Origin of the sequence: Paraburkholderia sp. USG1 (genome assembly GCF_031570135.1) — a bacterium.
GTDB lineage: Bacteria > Pseudomonadota > Gammaproteobacteria > Burkholderiales > Burkholderiaceae > Paraburkholderia > Paraburkholderia dioscoreae.
Map to the genome: position 1 here is coordinate 177,574 of NZ_JAMWXW010000003.1, position 18,080 is coordinate 195,653.

Consider the following 18,080-nt stretch of genomic DNA (forward strand, 5'->3'; position numbering starts at 1 on the left):
CGCTGCAATCCGCCATCCTGATGTCCACCCTCGGCCGAATATGCACTCGGATGGGTTCCGCGCAAGAAGACCGACTTTGCAAACCACATTTTTTGCCAAGCTGCGCCACGCGGCGTCCTCGGGTGAATGAGGCTGGGTTCAGGCCGGCTCAACGAAGGTGTCGGCCAGACACAAGCGGCACGCGCCGCCGAAATGGATCGAAAACTAATTAAATAAATCCCTCGAACGGTCGATAACCAGTTCAGCCGCTTCCCTTCCGGCGGTTGGACTAAACATGCAGAGCTCATACAACCTTTGGCTGGTAGCCATTTCATTCGTCGTCGCGACGCTCGCGTCGTATACAGCGCTCGATCTGACCGGCCGCATTTTCCTGCTGGCATCGCCGCGTCTGCGGCATGTCTGGCGCCTGGGCGGCGCCGCGGCACTCGGCGTCGGCATCTGGTCGATGCACTTCATCGCGATGCTCGCCTTTTCTCTGCCGATTCCGCTCGGCTACGACTTCGCGACGACCGCCGCTTCGCTCGGACTCGCGGTCGCTGCTTCGTACCTGGCGCTGCACATCACGACCCGTGAACAACTGACCGCAAGCCGCCTGCTGGCCGGCGGCGTAGTAATGGGATGCGGCATTGCCGGCATGCACTACGTCGGCATGGCCGCGATGCAGATGACGCCCGGCATCGTTTATCAGCCGGCATGGTTCGCCGGCTCGCTCGCGATCGCGATCGGCGCGTCGAGCGCCGCGCTGTGGCTGGCGCGCGCGCTCAGCGACGACGACGCGCGCCACGTGGTGCGCAAGCGTCTGGCCTCGGCACTGGCGATGGGCATCGCGATCAGCGGCATGCATTACGCCGGCATGGCCGCCGCCGGGTTTCCGCCCGGCGTCGTATGCGGCGCGGCCAACGGCGTCAGCACCACGTGGCTCGCGACTTCGGTGATCCTGTTCACCTTTGCCATTCTGATCGTCACGCTGATGCTGTCTCGTTTCGATGCGCGCACCACCTTTCTGGTCGGCGCGGTGTCGAACCTGAACGGCCAGATCGTGCGGCTCGCCACGCTCGACAGTCTGACCGGTCTGCCGAACCGCAGCACGCTGACCGAGCGGATCGAACACGCGATCCATCGCGCGCAGCGGCAGCGCTCCATGTGCGCGGTCCTCTTCATGGACCTCGACGGCTTCAAGACGATCAATGATTCGCTCGGCCACTCGGTCGGCGACCAGGTGCTGACCGCGTTCGCACAGCGCCTGCTGCTGTGCGTGCGCGCGAGCGACACCGTGGCGCGACTGGGCGGCGACGAGTTCGTGGTGCTGGCCGAAGATCTTGGTTCGCGCGAAGACGCCGGCGCGCTGGCCGAAGGTGTGCTCGACCGGATGCGCATGGGCATGTGGACCGACTCCCAGCCCCTCCAGGTGATGCCGAGCATCGGCATCGCGCTCTTTCCGCACGACGGCGACACGGTCGACAGCCTGCTGAAAAACGCGGACGCCGCCATGTACGAAGCCAAACGTGCGGGCCGCAGCACCTATCGCTTCTTCGAGCGCAGCATGAACGAGGCGGCCATGCGCACGCTGCAGATTCAGAACGCGTTGCACGACGCGCTCGCGGCCGGTCAGTTCTCGCTGCACTTCCAGCCGAAGTTTCACGGCGGCGGCGAGTCGCTGGCCGGAGCCGAAGCGCTGATCCGTCTGCATCACCCGCAACTCGGCGATCTGGCGCCGCTCGAGTTCATTCCGATCGCCGAGCGCTCGGGGCAGATCGTGCAGATCGGCTATTGGGTCGTGCGCGAAACGTGCCGGCAGATTCGCCGCTGGATTTCTCAGGGCCTGCCGTCGATGAAAGTGGCGGTCAACCTGTCGCCGCGCCAGATGCTGCAGCCGAACCTCGTCGCGAACATGCTCGAGATCGTCCAGGCCGAAGGCGTGCAATGCGAGCAGATCATGTTCGAGATCACCGAAACCGTAGCGATGCAGGACGCCCCCAAAACCATCGAGATGATCCGCCAGTTCCAGGCGTGCGGCTTCGAGATCGCGATCGACGACTTCGGCACCGGCTATTCGAGCCTCGCCTATCTGCAGCGCTTTCGCGTGAAGCAACTGAAGATCGACCGCTTCTTCACCAACGGTCTCGACGTGCATGGACCGGAAGGCAGCGCGATCGTTTCGGCGATCATCGCGCTCGCACATTCGCTGGAAATGGATGTGGTAGCCGAGGGCGTGGAAACCGAATCGCAACTCGACATGCTCAGGACCATGATGTGCGATGAAATGCAGGGGTTCCTGCTCGGCAAGCCGCTCAACGCCGACGACTTCGGCAACCTGCTGCGAGAGAGAATGGTAGCTGCGTGAGCGTCGCGATCTTCTGAAGCGGGCAGCGCGGCATTGCCGTTAACCGCGCCCCTTGGCGGATCGCGATTTACAAATGAACAATAACAGGCGGCTCTGGGGTTGGAGAGTTCATGAAATTCGACGTAGCGACGTTTACTTCGTTGTGGTTGATCACGTTTTTGTGCTGCGCCCTTATTACGACTGCGCTGTCGCATATGTTCGCGCGCGTCGTCGCGTTCCGCTTCTGGGCGGTCGGCTTCTATCTGCTGGCTGCGTCTTCGGCCTGCTTCGCCTTGCATTTCAGGTGGAATTACGACGTGTTGCTGATCGCCACCGCGACGCTTGCGCTGCAAAGCCGCCTGCTGATCTGGGCCGGCACGCGCAAGCTGTTCGGCGTGAGCGCGCCGTGGCGCGCCGGGCTTGCCGGCACAGCCGTATTCTGCGCGCTGTACACCTGTGCCCTGCTGTTCAAGGTGCCGCTCATGTTGCGCGCCGGCCTGCTCGTGCTGTTTTTTCTGCCGCTTCGCGCCGCCACATTGTATGAAGTGTGCCGCCGGCGCCGTCCGCAGCTCGGGCCCGCTCGCCTGATCGCGATGATCGGCGGCACGATCGCCACGCTCAATGCAATCGTGCCGCTCCTGCTCGTGCTGCTCGATCGCACCAATCTGTCGCTGCTGCTCGGCAATCCGCAGCATACCTCGGCGCTTTACGCGGTCGTGTTCGCGGGCGACCTGCTGCTGGCGAGCGGCCTGATCGTGCTCGCTTTCAAATTGCAGATGGTCGAAATGAACATGCTCGCCACGCTGGAGCGCGGCGCCGTGGAACGTCTCGCCACAACGCGGGCACTGCGCGCGGAACGCGATATGCGGCCCGCGCGCGGCGATGCGCTCGGCCACGACACGTCGGCGCAGCGCCAGTCGCTGCCGGGGCCGGTCTGATACGCCGCCCGCCTAGCCGGCCTTGCGCTCGTCGAACGCGCTGTCGGCCACCGACACCAGATGCGGCGTCGCCACCTGCGCCACGTCCTGTTTGGTGAGCTTGCCGTCCACCGAGGCGCCGCAATCCATGCGCAACTGCTGGTAGTAGATGTTGCCCGTCACATGCGCATTGCTCTGCAACTCGACGAAGTGATCGGCAATCACGTCGCCGACGATCCTGCCGTTGACCACCACGTCGTAACCGTGCACGTTGCCTTCGATCGAACCGCGATCGCTCAATACGAGCAGCGTCTGGCCGCCCGGCTCGCCGCTGACGTTGCCTGTGACGTGGCCGTCCATGCGCAGGCCGTTGCTGAACTGAAGGTCGCCGGTGATCCGCACGTCGTGGGCGACCAGGGTGGCGAGCTTGGTCTGCTGGATGCCCGCGGCTTTTTTCTTGTTGAACATAGCAATCTCTTGTGAATGGAAAGGGTCGTCGTGCAATGCCGGGCGCGGCGTCGAACCGGGTGTGGCTGGTGTGTTTGCTGGTTGTCGTGACCAGGTGACGTGGGTGGTTCGCGTAGGCCAGGAACGATCAGCGGCCCTCGGCTTCGGTCTGTGCCGACGGCCGGCCCTTGCTCTGGCCGCGCAGAAATTGCAACTCCGCGTTGAGCCGTGCAACCTCGGCTGCGGCGCCGTCCGCCGTTTTCTGCACCGCAGCGCGCGCCGCCGATTCTTCCGCCAACGCGAGCCGCGCACGCGTCAACTCGATCTGCTCGGTGCTCCTGTCGGCGGGCGCCGCGTTGCATGGCGCGAGCGGCGTGTCCGCGCGCTTCGCGTGCCAGAACGCCAGGCCGGCCGCACCCGCACAAGCGCACAGCACGCATGCCACGGCCCACACCATCACGCGAAAACCCAGCGAACGCGCTGGCCGCAGCATATAGGTGCGGTGAGTCAGGCTGCCCGCATTGCGCCGAAGACGTCGGTCAGCCATGAGGCGCGGGCGAAAAAAGCGCGAGGTAGGCAACCGGATTGACCGGCGCACCGTTGACCAGCACTTCGAAATGCAGATGCGGACCGGTGGAGCGGCCAGTCGAGCCGACATCGGCAATATATTGGCGCGGCAGCACCAGATCGCCGACATGCACGACAATGCGCGACGCGTGGCCATAGCGAGTCATGAGGCCGTTGCCGTGATCGATTTCGACCGCATTGCCATACCCCGATTTCTCGCCGGCGAGGACCACGCGGCCACCAGCCGCCGCGAGAATCGGCGTGCCGGTTTTCGCAACCAGATCGAGTCCCGGATGAAAGCTCAAACGATGCGTGAACGGATCGATACGATTACCGAATGGTGAGCCGAAGCGTGCGCCGTCGGCAGGCATGCGGCCGGGAAAGGCGGCGAACGCGACCGCGTGCCCGGCGGTCTGCTGTTCGAGCGCCGACAGCGTCGCGGCAATGCAATCCAGTTGCTGGGCGGTGCGCTCGGCATCGGCATGGCGGCTCGGCGCCGGCGCGAGTTCGCTGCAGCGAAGCGGCGGCAGCGAAGGGCCGCCCTCGCCTTCGTCTTCGCTGTCGGTGGCGGCCGTATCGGAGGCGGGCGCCGCAGCCGGCGAGGCAGGCACGACAGGCGCGCGCGGCGCCGGCCGTGGCATGTTCAGGCGTGCTTCGAAATCGCGTAAGTTGCCGACCTGCGCGGTCAGTCGCGCGATGCGCGGCTCGATCTGCGCCACTGAAGCATTCAGCTTGCCGAGCTGATCGATCGCATAGTCGTGCTCGACGTGAGCCGTCACCGGTTCGCCGGACCCGGCAACGTGCACCGGCCAGTGCGAGCCGATCGCAAAGCCCGCGGCGAGTGCGAGCGCAGACGCGCCGCCGGCTGCGCTCAAAGACAGCGTCAACGCAGTGCGGCGCGTGACGAAGCCGACCGAGCCGCTGGCAAGCCGATTACCGGCGCGAAACACGGAAGCCATTAGCGGCACCCCGCGCGCGACGGGCTCGCTGAACGCATTCGCCCGAACATGGCGCAGTGCGTGTTCGGAATGGACAACGCGTTCAGCGCGCTAAACGTGCGCCATGTGCGACACGTACCACGCGATTGCGAGCGGAACAGAAGATCGGCCATCGGGACTGACTGCATACGGCATCGACCGGATATACGCCGGCCGCGATAATGGGCAGAGGGCGCCGATTATCACCTGGCATCACGAAGCATCATCTCAAATACCAGGAGACCGGGTAATGTATATCTGCGACACGCCGTGACCGGCACGCCGCGCCATCACCCGCACGCGGCGCTGCAGCGGCCGCTCCGCTCAAACCGATGCTTCGGTCTCCTGCGCCTCGCTCCGTTCCCGTTCGGCCAACGCGGCGAGCCGCTCGCGCAGCGCCCCGCCGGAACGCGTCATCGGCATGCGCAGTTCGTCGCGTATCAACCCTTGCGCGGCCAGCAGTGCCTTGACGGGCGCCGGATTCGGCTCGGCGAACAGCGTCTGGATCAGCGGCGCGAGCGCGTGAAAAATGCGCCGGCCTTCGTCGAGCCGCCCCGCCGCGAGCGTGCGATATAGCGCGACAAAGCGCTCGGTCCGCACATGCGCGGATGCCGCAATCGCCCCGCTGCCGCCCAGACACAAGGTGTTGAAAATATTGATGTCCTCGCCGGCCAGCACTTGCAGGCGGCCATCCCGAATCAGCGCGAGCGTGATGTCGAGCGAACCGGCGCAATCCTTCACCGCCTGAATCCGTGGATGCGCGGCGAGCGCAAACAGCGTGTCGAGTTCGAGCCGCACGCCGGTTCGATAGGGAATGTCGTACAGCACGACCGGCTTCGCGCTCGCATCGGCAAGCGCCGTGAAGTGTTCGACAATGCCGGCCTGCGAAGGCCGGATGTAGTACGGCGCGGCCATCAGCACGCCCGCGATCGGCAGCGGATTCAGTTGCTCGATACGCTCGCGCATGCTCGCCGTGTGATTGCCCGACACGCCGACCAGCACCGGCAGCGCCCGCGCATCATGCGGGTGGCGAGCGGCGGCCTGCGCTTCGTCGAGAATCGTGGCCAGCACGGCGTCCTGCTCGGCGGCATTGAGCGCGGCCGGTTCGCCGGTGGTGCCGAGCGCGACCAGCCCGGCAATGCCCGCGCCGGCATAGCGGCGCACCAGTGCGCGCAAGGCGGCGTGATCGACGGCGCCGTCGGCGAACGGCGTGATGAGCGGAACCCACATACCCGAAAAAATAGACATGTCTTTACCTCGATGACGACCGTATCGATTCCGTGCAGCGTGCGAGGGAGGAAAGACAGGAAAGTGCCCAGGCGGGCGTTGACCGGCTGTTCCGTCGCATCTGACGGAACAGCGTGCTCCGGTCAGATGAGCGGCTGTTTTTTGGCTTTGGCGCCGACGTTCGAATCACTCGCGCGCGCGATCGCGACGCTCGCATGGGCGAGACGCGTGAAGGTCGACGGGCGGAGTCTGAACGTTGGGCCGGAGTGCATGAGACGCAGTGTAACCGCGACCGGCGCGGCCTGGCAAAGCCTGTCGCGAAAATCGCTTGACTTCTGGCGCGGGGAAATTAATATACGCAAAGCGTACATCGCGCCCACCATCCCCTCCTTCCGACAGGTGCCTCCATGAGCGTCCCGCAACAAGCCTTCTTACGCGACGCGATGCGTCGCCTGAACATGACGCGCGACACGTTCGCGAGCCGCATCGGCGTGTCGCGCCGGGCGCTCGATACATGGCTCCTGCCGGACGACTCGCAGGAATCGCGGGCCATGCCGGAGATCGTGGAGCGCTTCGTGTCGGAAATCGTGGTGCACGGCGAGCCGGGCGAAAAACATACGCAAAGCGTAGACTCACAGTCGCTCGCGAGCCAAATGCTTTTCGAGGGCAAGCCGCAGTTGCTCTCGGTGGATCAATTCTCGCGCGACTCGGTGGAAGCGCTCTTCCGCGTCGCCGACATCATGCAGCCGATCGCCCGGCGCCGCAAAATCTCCCGCGTGCTGGAAGGCGCTGTGCTCGGCAATCTGTTCTTCGAGGCGAGCACGCGCACCCGCGTGAGCTTCGGCGCGGCGTTCTGCCGGCTGGGCGGCTCGGTTTGCGACACCACCGGTTTCACGTTTTCGTCGATGGCCAAGGGCGAATCGATCTACGACACCAGCCGCGTGATGAGCGGCTATGTGGACGCCCTGGTGATCCGCCATCCGGAGCAAGGCTCGGTGGCCGAATTCGCGCGCGCGACCAATGTGCCCGTGATCAACGGCGGCGACGGGCCGGGCGAACACCCGAGCCAGGCGCTGCTCGATCTGTACACCATTCAGCGTGAGTTCTCGCGCCTCGGCAAAATCGTCGACGGTGCCCATATCGCCCTGGTCGGCGACCTGAAGTACGGGCGCACCGTGCACTCGCTGGTCAAACTGCTGGCGCTGTACCGCGGCATCAAGTTCACGCTGATCTCGCCGCCTATGCTCGAAATGCCGAGCTATATCATCGAGCAGATTTCGCGCAACGACCACGTGATCGAGCAGACTCACGATCTGTCCACCGGCCTGCGCGGCGCCGACGTGGTGTACGCCACGCGCATCCAGAAAGAGCGCTTTACCGACGAATCGTTCGAAGGCTATACGCCGGATTTCCAGATCAATCAGGCGCTGGTGGACAGCGTGTGCGGCGTCGATACGCTGATCATGCACCCACTGCCGCGCGACAGCCGCCCAGGCGCGAACGATCTGAGCGTGGACCTGAACCACGATTCACGGCTGGCGATCTTCCGGCAGACCGACAACGGCATTCCGGTGCGCATGGCGATTTTCGCGGTGCTGCTGGGCGTGGAGAAACTGGTTCAGCATTCCATGCGCGATGCGGCGTGGCGCCCGCCGGTCTATCTCGGTCCGGACGACGCGGTTTTTCATGGAATCGATTGATGGATCAGCGGGCGGCCTGAAGCCGCATCAAAGCGCGCCCCACAGCACACCCCACAGCGCGGCACGGTCTCAAGCCGTGGCGCTCGTGGCGCCGCTCCCGTTGCGCTTGAACGCCCCGGCGAAAAACAGCACCTGATACTGCACCGCATTGGCCCAGTACTTCCAGGTGTGGCCGCCGGGCCGTTCCGCGTAATCGTGCGGCACGCCAAGTTCGACCAGACGCTCGTGCAGCGTCCGGTTCGACTGCACGAGCGAGTCGTTCACCCCGCAGTCGATCGTGAGCGCGATATGCGCGGCGCCGAAGCTGCGCGCATTCTCGACGATCGCCTCGTTGTTCCAGAAGTCGGCATGCCGCGCCGGATCGCCGAATACCTGGTCGATGCCGGGCTCGTCCTCACAGCCTCGCGGATCCACCGCGCCGCTGATACTGCCTGCGGCACCGAACTCGTCCGGCCGGTCCAGCGCGATATGCAAGGCGCCGAATCCGCCCATGCTCAAGCCGGTAATGGCGCGCCCGCGGCGCGCCGCGATCGTGCGGAAATGCGCATCGACATACGTCACCACCTCCGTACCCACATAGGTTTCGTAACGGCTGCGCGGATCGACCGGGCTGTCGATATACCAGCTTTCGTGGCCGCCGTCGGGCATCACGAGTATCACGTGGTAACGGTCGGCCAGCTTGCCGATCTGCGAATTCGAGGTCCAGTCGGTATAGTCGCCGCCCGAGCCATGCAACAGATAGACCACGGGAAAGCGGTCAACCCCTTTCCCGCGCGCGTACTGGTCGGGCAGCACGACCGTCGCCTCGAGCGACTTGTGCATGGCGACGCTTGGAATCGTGACGACCCGGGACTGAAATGCCCAGGCAGGCGCCGTAAAAAGCAGCGTCAGAATGAGCCAGAACGCACGAGCTTGGTTCATGGTTTGTCGCTCTTCCCTATCTAGGTGTCCGAAGAACACTGTCCGGTATCCGGCGGCAAAATCCTTTCAAGGACTCTAGCAACGGCGACTTACAACCAAATTTCAGTCAGGCATACGGTCTCGTCAGCTTCGGTCAGTCCGGGATGGCGACGGGTGATGCAGAGGTGCGGAGTCTCGCGCTTGCGCCGTATGAAGAGCCTACTGCGTACCCATCCCGCTCCTGCTCGACATGCGCACCGAAGCCGACTTGATCCGGCGCAATATCGGCCCGCAAAGTCAGTTCCGGAATCGTGTACGCGCCGCCGTTCTGAGCCCGGAACGGAATCGGCGCCGTCGTCCAGAGTTTGTCCAGACGCTGACCAAGCGCATCTTGCACAGCGGGATAATTCGTTTCATCGATACGGCTCGTCCGGTAGATCACGAACGGCGGCAACACGTCGAAGCCGGGGTAATACAGAATGCCGTGCTGAATCGGGAACAGCACGTCGTCCATCGGACCATTGATGCCTCGCGAGCTATAGTGCGATTCCCAGCCACCCGTCGTGACCACCAGCATTGCACGTTTTCCGGCGAGCCGACCCTCGCCGTAGCGTTCGCCCCAGCGCGCATCGGAGTGCTCTCCGACACCGTACGCAAAGCCATAGGCGTACACGCGCTCCACCCATCCCTTGAGGATGGCCGGCATGGTGAACCACCAGAGCGGAAACTGCAGAATGACCGCATCTGCCCACAAGAGTTTCTCCTGCTCGAGCTCGATGTCTTTGCTCTGCAGACCATTCTCGAACGCATGCTTCGAGTCGCGGGACGGATAAAAAAGCTCGCCGGGTTCTTTCGCGAGACTGTCGTGCGCGTCGAGCACTGCTTTCCACTTCATCGCGTACAGGTCGGATACCTGAACCGTGTGTCCGGCATCTTGAAGGCGTTTGACGGTAAAGTCCTTGAGGGATCCGTTCAACGATTTGGGTTCCGGGTGCGCGTAAACAAGAAGAACGTTCATGACTGGGCCTTCGTGACTGAAAGAAACCAAAGATAGACCCTGCTCCGGTATATTGGAAATGAATTCCCAATATGTCAGGTATAGCCATGAATAATCTGAGAGGGTTGGACCTCAACCTGCTGGTCACGCTCGACGTGCTGCTGTCGGAACACAATGTGACCCGCGCAGCGCAACGGCTGAACTTCTCCCAACCCTCGGTGAGCGTGCATCTGGCCAAACTGCGGGATGCCCTGGGCGACCCGTTGCTGCTGCCCGGACCGCGCGGCATGCGGCCCACCGCCCGCGCCGAAGCGTTGCGCGAAGCCTTGCGCGAAGCCCTCCAGGCACTGGAGCGCGCGGTGGCGCCGACCCGCCCGTTCAATCCAGCCGAAGCAAATCACACATGGCGCATTGCCGCGAGCGACTACGCCGAATCGACGATCATCCTGCCCTCTTTGGCCGGCTTGCGCGCCGCGGCGGCGGGCACGCGTCTCGCCATTGTCGAAGCGGCTCCGCCACGCATTGCGCGGCAGGCAGAACAGGGAGAGATCGATCTCGCTTTTCATACGAGCGAAGGGGCGCCCGAAGGTTTGCGCCGCCGGTTGCTGTTTGCCGAGCGCTACGTGCTGGTCGGCCGCGCCGGTCATCCGCGCCTGAAACGGCGGCCGACGCTCGCGCAGTTCTGCAAGCTCGAGCATGTGATCGTGTCGCCGGACGGCGGCGGCTTTATCGGCGTGACCGACAACGTGCTCGCGCAGGCCGGCCTGACACGCCGGGTCGTGCTGTCCGTGCCGCACTTTCTGTTCATGTCATCGGTGCTGGAGAGTACCGACCTGGTGGGGATGCTGCCCGCGCGGCTCGCGCGCGCCAACAGCGCGCTGCGGATGGTCGAGCCGCCGGTGGAGCTGCCGGGCTACGAAATGGCGATGCTCTGGCACGAACGCTCGCATCGCGACCCGGCGCATCAGTGGCTCAGGGAGTACATCGCGAATTCGGTGTGAGACCGGCTCCGTGCGACGGGAGCCAGTACCGCTGATAGCACCGGCCGTCTCGAGTCGCCGTCAATCTTCGCGCGCGCCCAGCGTGCGGATCGACGCGTTGCGCCACCGGCCCTGGTCAACCGCCTATCGCATCCAGTTGCGCGCGCACCTCGTCGGTAAAGCTCAACTGCGACGCCTGCAGATTTTCCCGCAGATGCCCGAGCGTCGACGTGCCGGGGATCAGCAGAATGTTAGGGGACCGATGCAATAGCCAGGCAAGCGCCACCTGCATCGGCGTCGCGCCGAGGGTTTGCGCAATGTCCGACAGCGCGGACGACTGAATCGGCGTGAAGCCGCCAAGCGGGAAGAACGGCACATACGCAATGCCCTTCCCCGCGAGTTCGTCGATCAGCGCGTCATCTTCGCGGCGGACGAGGTTGTAGTGGTTCTGCACACAGACGATTTCCGCGATGCGCTGCGCCTCCGTTATCTGCGTCGCGGTGACGTTGCTCAGACCGATATGGCGCACGAGCCCGCGGCGTTGAAGTTCGGCGAGGGCCGTCACCTGCTTTTCGAGCGAACCTTCAGCGGGTTCATGCACGTTGCCCATCATCCGCATATTGACGACGTCGAGCACGTCGAGGCCGAGATTGCGCAGATTGTCATGCACGCCACGCTCGATATCCTCCGGTTCGAGCGCCGGCAACCACGCGCCATCGCTGCCGCGCACGGCACCCACCTTGGTGACGATCACGAGGTCGCCGGGATACGGATGCAGCGCCTCGCGAATCAACTGGTTGGTAATGTGCGGCCCGTAGAAATCGCTCGTATCGATGTGATTGACGCCAGAAGCCAGCGCCTCGCGCAGCAAGGCGACAGCGGCGTGACGATCGTTCGGCGGTCCGAATACGCCGGGGCCGGCCAGTTGCATGGCCCCGTAGCCCATGCGGCGCACCGGACGGCCGGCCAGCAGGAAGGTGTCCGGGGTGGTGGGATTCGACATGGTGCTCTCCTTGGTGAGTGGTCGAGCAGAGTATGGCGGTGGTTGCGCTGTTAAATAAAGACGTCTAACGTGTACAGGTTGTTTAATAATGTGAACAGTGATCATGGAATTGAACGATCTGGCTGCATTCGTCTCGGTCGCGCGCGCAGGCGGCTTTCGCGACGCGGCGCGCATCGGCAACGTTTCGGCGTCGAGTCTGAGCATCGCCGTGCGCCGTCTCGAAGCGAAGCTCGGTTTGCGCCTCCTCAACCGCACCACGCGCAGTCTCGCTCCGACCGAGGCCGGGTTGCGTCTGATCGAGAAGCTGACGCCGCTATTCAGCGAAATGGAAGCGGCGCTGGACGTACTGAACGTCTTCAGGGACAAGCCGGCCGGCACGCTCAAACTGAACGTGCCGTCGAGCGCCGCGCGCATCGTCTTGCCGGGCATCATCGCGGCGTTCCTGAAAGCGTATCCCGACATACGCGTGGAGGTGGTAGTCGAAGATGGTTTCGTCGACGTGTTGTCCATCGGTTGCGATGCCGGCATTCGCTATGACGAGCGACTCGAACAGGACATGATCGCGATTCCGATCGGACCGCGTGTGCAACGCTTCGCCACGGCCGCGGCGCCAGGCTATCTCGACGTGCACGGACGTCCCAAGCATCCGGGTGAGTTGCTCTCGCACGCGTGCCTACGTGGCCAGTTCGCCGGCGGCGCGATGCCGATCTGGTATTTCGAGCGCGATGGTGAAGTGTTGCAGTTGAATCCGTCGGGACCGCTGCTGGTGCGCCCCGGCGCGGCAATCGACCTCGCAATCAGCGCGGCCGTCGCGGGTGTGGGCGTCATTCATCTGTTCGAAGACATGCTGCGCCCGCATCTGGATAGCGGAGCATTGGAGCCGATTCTGGAGCCGTGGTGGCAGCGCTTTTCCGGCCCGTTTCTCTATTATCCCGGGCGTCGCCATTTGCCGGCACCATTGCGCGCGTTCGTCGATTTTTTGAAGGCGCTCAATCCGGCTGCGTGAAGCAGGTTAATAGGGAATTAATACCGGCAAAATTGACCGTATCAAAGGCCCGTCGTGTAGCCGGTCGTCTTCATTGACTTCCAGTCACGCAAGAGGTGTTCCATAGCGCGCGATTGCGGTGATAATGGCGGAACCGATCCCAATGCGACACCATGACCGATATACGTACTAGCCCCCTGCGCAATTTTGCCGATTTCATTCGCGCGGAACGAACCCGACTCACCCGGCAGTGGATGAACGCCGTATTCGGCGACGCCGATCTGATCGAAGCGGACAAACTTACCTATCAGCAACTCGCCGATCATCTGCCGGAAATTCTCGAAGGACTGTGTCTGGCACTGGATGTCGAAGATCTCGAACGGGTCGAGCCGGGCATCGAGAGCGATGCGAGAAAACATGGCAAGGTGCGCTGGCGCCAGGGCTATCGTATCGAGGAACTGGTGCGTGAGCTCGATCTCTTTCATCAGACGCTCGCCGACATGCTGGAAGAATTCGCCAGTCTCGATCAATCGTTCACGCGCCGCCACGAGAGTCGGGCACGGCGCCTGATTGCCGAAACGCTCAGTATGGTCACTCTCACGTCGGTCAAGGAAGTGGTGAGCGAACGCGACCGCAAGATCGACGAATATACCGGCCGGCTCGAACGCGCCAATCACGAACTCACGCTGAAACAGCGTCTGGTGAGCGACCTTTACGAGTCGCGCATGCAGATCACGCGCAGCGTGGTTCATGATCTGCGCAACTTTCTGAATGCCTTCACCATCGCACTGCAATTGATCGCGCGCGCGCCCGGCAAAGCCGATACCGCGTTGACGCTGGCGAACCGCCAGGCAGCGGATATGAAACAGCTCGTCGATCAGATCGTCGAGTACTCCGTCGTGCTCGGCGACGGCGCTCCGCTCACACTCGAACAGGTCGAACTGCGGGAACTCTACGATGAACTGGTCGCCTCTTCGCGTCCGTCGATCGAGGCGAAAGGGCTCACGTTGCATGCAGCCTTTGATCCTGCATTGACGGCGGTCACGTCCAATCGTCTCAAACTCAAACAGATTGCCGTCAATCTGCTTTCCAACGCAACCAAGTACACGAAGTCCGGCGGCATCGAACTCAAGTTCGCGATGGCCGACGAGTCGCACTGGACGATTCGCGTCTCCGATACCGGCGTGGGTATTGCGCCTTCGGACGCGGACCGCGTGTTCGACGAATTCGAGCGCGCTGCGGGCGAAGATATTCCCGGCACGGGTCTCGGTCTCGCGATCGTCAAGGAACTGAGCCGTGTGTTGGGCGGGCAGATCAATTTTGCGTCGCGCGAAGGTGTGGGGACTACATTCGAGATCCGCTTCCCGCTGGCACTCGCGGAACCGCAATAAGAGCGCGGGAGACTGACATTCGCGAGGCTGATCGCGAATTGGCCACACGTGATATAGCCGGTCCAGTCTCAACTCCGACGCTCACGCATACGCCCTATGGAAGCAACGCGGGCGCGAGTGTTCAGCGGGAGGGCCGCGCGGTCAGCGCGGCCACCGATCCACTGCCGCCCGTCGACACACACCCGCTCATCGCGCCGCCCCTGTCGTTCAGCCCGCGCACGACCACTTCGGACGACTTGCCATCACGTCTTGCCAGTTCCGCGAGATCGAGCAGCGCCACATACCGGGCGGAGCATTCCCGCGACGATCCCATCACATCGCGCGTGCCTGCTGCTGTCCCGAAGCGGCTGATTGCAATCACCAATCCTGTCGCAACGACGATCGCTGCCAGCGTGCCCGGTTTGTAGAATCGCCCGGGCCGCAATTCATTGAAAGCCGGTCTGAACGCAGTGCTTTCACTCTGCTCAACTGTCCCACGTGATTTGACTCGCATGGCGGCTCCCATCACGACCAGTGCGCAGGCACCCAGACACGCCCGATCCAATGGCCCGGCACCCAAACCACCGGACGCGGCGCCGGTGCGACATACACCACCCGCGGAGCGACATACACGGCAGGCGGCAGAGGCGGCGGTACGTAGACAATTGGAGGCGGCGGCACGTAGGCCACCGCTGGCGCGACCACGACCGGCTTTGGTGCAACCACGACTGGCGCAGGCGACACGACAACTGCGGGTGGCGGCACATACGCGACCAGCGGCGCGACGACAACCGGCTTCGGCGCCACGACGACCGTGGTACCGCCCGTCGCCACAACACCCGTGCTCGCCACAACCGTCCCGCCCGACGTCACCGTATTGCCGTGTACGCCCGTCACGCTCGACGAGGTCGTCACGACGCCCGACGCAACGCGCGTGGCCGAACCGGAGTGACTGACGATTCCGCCATCCGGTCCGCTCACCGTGCCCGAACGCGAACATGTTGAACCGGTGCAATTCGTCGACGCCGAATGACTAACCGTATTGCCGTTCGAACCAGTCACCGATCCCGACGACGAATACTGCCCCAGTCCGGTCTTCGTGACCTCGCCGGAGGTGGCGGCCGTCTTGCCGTCCGGCCCCGTGAGGGTGCCGGTATGCGAACACGTGCCACCGGCGCAGCTGGTATCGCCCGAGTGCTGGACGGAGTTGCCGTGGCGGCCCGTCGCGGTGCCCGAATTCGAGAACTGGCCCGGCGCGGTGCGAGTCACCGTGCCGGTGTTGGTGGCGAGGCCGCCGTAGGGGCCGACGACACCGCCCGCATGCGAACAGCTGCCGCCGCCGCACGCGCCGTAACGCGCGCCGTTATAAGTGCCGCGCGACGTATATGCGGTGCCGTGTTCGGACCACGCGAACGCCGATGCGCTGCCGAGCGTGAGTACAGCCGTTGCGGCGCAGAGTATGAGCTTGCGTAGCGCGCTGCGTGCGGACGAAGGCGGCGTCACCGGGGCGGGCACGGAGGCAGCGGCGCATGCGCCGGCCGGAACGACGAACGAACGATTCTTCACGATATATCCTTCCTGGATTCGGGCCACTTCGATCACTGCGGCGTGGCAACGAACGGACTATAGAAGGACGCGCCGACATAATCGACAGGGAAGATATGTCACGCTGTTTCACCGGCAGGAGGGCCGGTGAAACAAGGGTTTTGCGGGCGTTTTCCGCACAGCGTGACATATTTCGACATAGATTGAACACGCTGTTTCATTGGGCGAAGCCACAATGGCGTTGTAGATTGTCACAATCCAATTGACTACGCGCGTTTTGTTTTCCCACTTATCATTGCGCCAGTTGCAAACCGGCCCACACGAGCTGGCACAGAATGGGCCTTTCGACGCGAACCCCCGCTCGCCTGTGCTTCAACCAACGTCGAGCAGCCCCTGGAGGAGTGCAAAGCGTGACAATCCGCATACCTGAAATCTCCCCATCCTTACGTAAGTGGACCGAGAAAGCGGCTCTGGATCACGCGAGCGTCATCGATCGGGTCTATGCGGCGTTGATGAATATCAAGCCGTATGCCGACCTTGCTTTATCCGCCAAGCTGGATATCCGCAATTCGATCGCTCTGTCTTCGAAGCTATGGTTCGGCACGCTGTTGTCCGGGAGCGCGCCTTCCGGGGAGGAGCTTGAAACGTTCCGCGAGTACGGACGCCGGCGGGTTCAGCAGGGCGTACCCCTCGAAGCGCTGTTGCGTGCGTTTCGACTGGGCTCGCGCGAATTATGGTGCTTTTATATTGAGCTCGACGAGAAAGACGACAGCCTGCGGGATGAGCTGCTATTTCAGATCTCCCCGTATTTGATGGAGTTCTTCGACATCATGGCGCAAATCATCTCGCAGACTTACCTGGAAGAACAATACAAGCAGGCCCGCTGGCGTGAATCGCTGCGATATCAGTTACACAGCATTATTTTCAACTTCCCCGAAGACACCGAAGGATTCGCCAAAACGGCAGCCGCGCTACGCCTCGACGGGACTATTCCCCGCATAGCGCTGGCCATTGACGTCGACCGGATCGACAGCAATTCGCCCAGCTTCAAAAGCGAACTCGACCGGATCGTTGCCGCGACTGCCCGGCGCCTCAAATTGCCCGTCGACGAACTCGTCGCCATCTGGTTTCGTGGACAACTGCTCGTGTGGATACCCTCACGGCTCGGCGACCTGATGAGCATCAATGATCGTCAGGTAGGCAAACAGATAGCGTCCATCGCGGAGACATTGCCTGAAATCAGGGCGATTGGCGTCGGTCTCATGGGCGAAGGCGCGGCGGGCTGGGCCACGTCCGCGGACGAGGCAAGCCGGGCACTCGGCTTTGGCCGCGCTCGCAGCGGCGAAGAGCGCGTGCGTCTGTATTCGGAGATCGTCGTCGAAGAGAGTGTGCGTGGCGCGAAGAACGCGCTGCGCTATCTCGTCTCGCTGGTCGAACAGCTTGCCAGTGAGCCGGACCTGCTCGAAACACTCGGAACCTACTTCGATCAGCTCCAGCGAAGAAAGGTAACTGCAAGCGTGCTGGGTATTCATCCGAATACGCTCAACTACCGGCTGGAGCGAATCGAAAATATTCTCGGCGCAAGACTGGACGACGCCGGCTGGGTATCGAAGCTCGACATCGCCATCAAGCTGCGCGGCTCGCCCAAATAAAGATTGCCCGGTTATCCGCGCTTGGGAACGACGACTCCGGGCGCGTCCTTCAGCGCACGATAGAGCAGGCACGAGGGTTTTTCACCGCGTGCGCTGCCTCGTCGCGCCCGCAGCCAACTCTCCCCTAACGACACGGTAATTCGTAGGCGGATCTCGCGCGTATCGGCATTGTGAAAAGAGCTAACTCCATTGTGTGTTGTTACATATGCGAGAGGTCAGGATAACTTTAAGATCTGTCGTGCTCTCCCGTCCAGAGGTGATTGTCGAGTTTCCCGCGAGCGCCGCCAGATCGCTCACAGACCGGCACTGAATCATCCCGAGATGAAAATACCTTGAGCCAGAAGGCGGTCACTGATCCGCGCACGGCAGTCTTGATGATTAGGATGGCAAATATATCTGCAACGTCATCACCGCCTGCCCATTCAACGTTTGATGATCCCGATGCTCTTCTCTGTTCCGGCAAACCCGGCATCTGACACGAACTATGCCC

General features: G+C 63.1%; 16 protein-coding genes. 7 read left to right on the top strand and 9 right to left on the bottom strand.

What is annotated here, in order from left to right:
* Positions 1 to 274 precede the first annotated feature (274 nt).
* A complete protein-coding gene (locus NE850_RS05460; protein ID WP_007176680.1) occupies positions 275 to 2,344 on the top strand; it encodes a bifunctional diguanylate cyclase/phosphodiesterase in 2,070 nt (689 codons plus the stop codon).
* 110 nt (positions 2,345 to 2,454) lie between these two features.
* Positions 2,455 to 3,261 (top strand): hypothetical protein, encoded by an 807-nt coding sequence (locus NE850_RS05465; protein WP_007176679.1) that lies wholly within the window; start codon positions 2,455 to 2,457, stop codon positions 3,259 to 3,261.
* 12 nt (positions 3,262 to 3,273) lie between these two features.
* Here the strand turns inward: NE850_RS05465 and NE850_RS05470 are convergent, their stop codons facing one another.
* From NE850_RS05470 to dapA, 4 genes are all read right to left on the bottom strand, one after another.
* The gene (locus NE850_RS05470; protein ID WP_007176678.1) at positions 3,274 to 3,708 is read right to left on the bottom strand and encodes a polymer-forming cytoskeletal protein; all 435 of its coding nucleotides are present in this window, start codon (positions 3,706 to 3,708) and stop codon (positions 3,274 to 3,276) included.
* Positions 3,709 to 3,835: 127 nt separating this feature from the next.
* Complete coding sequence (locus NE850_RS05475) at positions 3,836 to 4,234, bottom strand: hypothetical protein (protein ID WP_165188071.1); 399 nt, start codon at positions 4,232 to 4,234, stop codon at positions 3,836 to 3,838.
* Positions 4,227 to 5,213: a M23 family metallopeptidase gene (locus NE850_RS05480; RefSeq protein WP_007176676.1), complete on the bottom strand. Its 987-nt coding sequence runs from the start codon at positions 5,211 to 5,213 to the stop codon at positions 4,227 to 4,229. The genes NE850_RS05475 and NE850_RS05480 overlap by 8 nt, the downstream gene beginning before the upstream one ends.
* 342 nt (positions 5,214 to 5,555) lie before the next feature.
* Positions 5,556 to 6,479, bottom strand: a complete 924-nt coding sequence (gene dapA, locus NE850_RS05485) for a 4-hydroxy-tetrahydrodipicolinate synthase (RefSeq protein WP_165188066.1) — start codon at positions 6,477 to 6,479, stop codon at positions 5,556 to 5,558.
* A gap of 386 nt (positions 6,480 to 6,865) precedes the next feature.
* Between dapA and NE850_RS05490 the strand changes: the two genes are divergently transcribed.
* The gene (locus NE850_RS05490) at positions 6,866 to 8,158 is read left to right on the top strand and encodes an aspartate carbamoyltransferase (RefSeq protein ID WP_007176673.1); all 1,293 of its coding nucleotides are present in this window, start codon (positions 6,866 to 6,868) and stop codon (positions 8,156 to 8,158) included.
* Positions 8,159 to 8,227: 69 nt separating this feature from the next.
* Here the strand turns inward: NE850_RS05490 and NE850_RS05495 are convergent, their stop codons facing one another.
* Both NE850_RS05495 and NE850_RS05500 read right to left on the bottom strand, forming a co-directional pair.
* Positions 8,228 to 9,079 (bottom strand): alpha/beta hydrolase family protein, encoded by an 852-nt coding sequence (locus tag NE850_RS05495; RefSeq protein WP_165188064.1) that lies wholly within the window; start codon positions 9,077 to 9,079, stop codon positions 8,228 to 8,230.
* A 133-nt stretch (positions 9,080 to 9,212) separates the two neighbouring features.
* Positions 9,213 to 10,076 carry an NAD(P)H-dependent oxidoreductase gene (locus NE850_RS05500; protein ID WP_165188061.1) on the bottom strand — a complete coding sequence of 288 codons (864 nt, stop codon included), beginning with the start codon at positions 10,074 to 10,076 and terminating at the stop codon, positions 9,213 to 9,215.
* A 71-nt stretch (positions 10,077 to 10,147) separates the two neighbouring features.
* Here NE850_RS05500 and NE850_RS05505 point away from each other — a divergent pair, with 71 nt between their 5' ends.
* Positions 10,148 to 11,056 (top strand): LysR family transcriptional regulator, encoded by a 909-nt coding sequence (locus NE850_RS05505; protein WP_165188059.1) that lies wholly within the window; start codon positions 10,148 to 10,150, stop codon positions 11,054 to 11,056.
* A gap of 115 nt (positions 11,057 to 11,171) precedes the next feature.
* Here the strand turns inward: NE850_RS05505 and NE850_RS05510 are convergent, their stop codons facing one another.
* On the bottom strand, positions 11,172 to 12,038 hold the full coding sequence (locus NE850_RS05510; RefSeq protein ID WP_165188057.1) for an aldo/keto reductase family oxidoreductase: 867 nt from the start codon (positions 12,036 to 12,038) through the stop codon (positions 11,172 to 11,174).
* A gap of 103 nt (positions 12,039 to 12,141) precedes the next feature.
* Between NE850_RS05510 and NE850_RS05515 the strand changes: the two genes are divergently transcribed.
* Positions 12,142 to 13,044, top strand: coding sequence for a LysR family transcriptional regulator (locus NE850_RS05515; protein ID WP_165188055.1), 903 nt, complete (start codon positions 12,142 to 12,144; stop codon positions 13,042 to 13,044).
* Between the two features lie 152 nt (positions 13,045 to 13,196).
* A complete protein-coding gene (locus tag NE850_RS05520; RefSeq protein WP_310698512.1) occupies positions 13,197 to 14,414 on the top strand; it encodes a sensor histidine kinase in 1,218 nt (405 codons plus the stop codon).
* A gap of 121 nt (positions 14,415 to 14,535) precedes the next feature.
* On the opposite strand, the gene NE850_RS05525 is transcribed toward NE850_RS05520, so the two are convergent.
* Positions 14,536 to 14,907, bottom strand: coding sequence for a hypothetical protein (locus tag NE850_RS05525; protein WP_007176666.1), 372 nt, complete (start codon positions 14,905 to 14,907; stop codon positions 14,536 to 14,538).
* A gap of 11 nt (positions 14,908 to 14,918) precedes the next feature.
* Positions 14,919 to 15,959: a hypothetical protein gene (locus tag NE850_RS05530; RefSeq protein ID WP_310698513.1), complete on the bottom strand. Its 1,041-nt coding sequence runs from the start codon at positions 15,957 to 15,959 to the stop codon at positions 14,919 to 14,921.
* Between the two features lie 389 nt (positions 15,960 to 16,348).
* On the opposite strand from NE850_RS05530, the gene NE850_RS05535 reads away from it, so the two are divergent.
* Positions 16,349 to 17,590 (top strand): helix-turn-helix domain-containing protein, encoded by a 1,242-nt coding sequence (locus NE850_RS05535; protein ID WP_310698514.1) that lies wholly within the window; start codon positions 16,349 to 16,351, stop codon positions 17,588 to 17,590.
* The last annotated feature ends 490 nt before the right edge of the window (positions 17,591 to 18,080 follow it).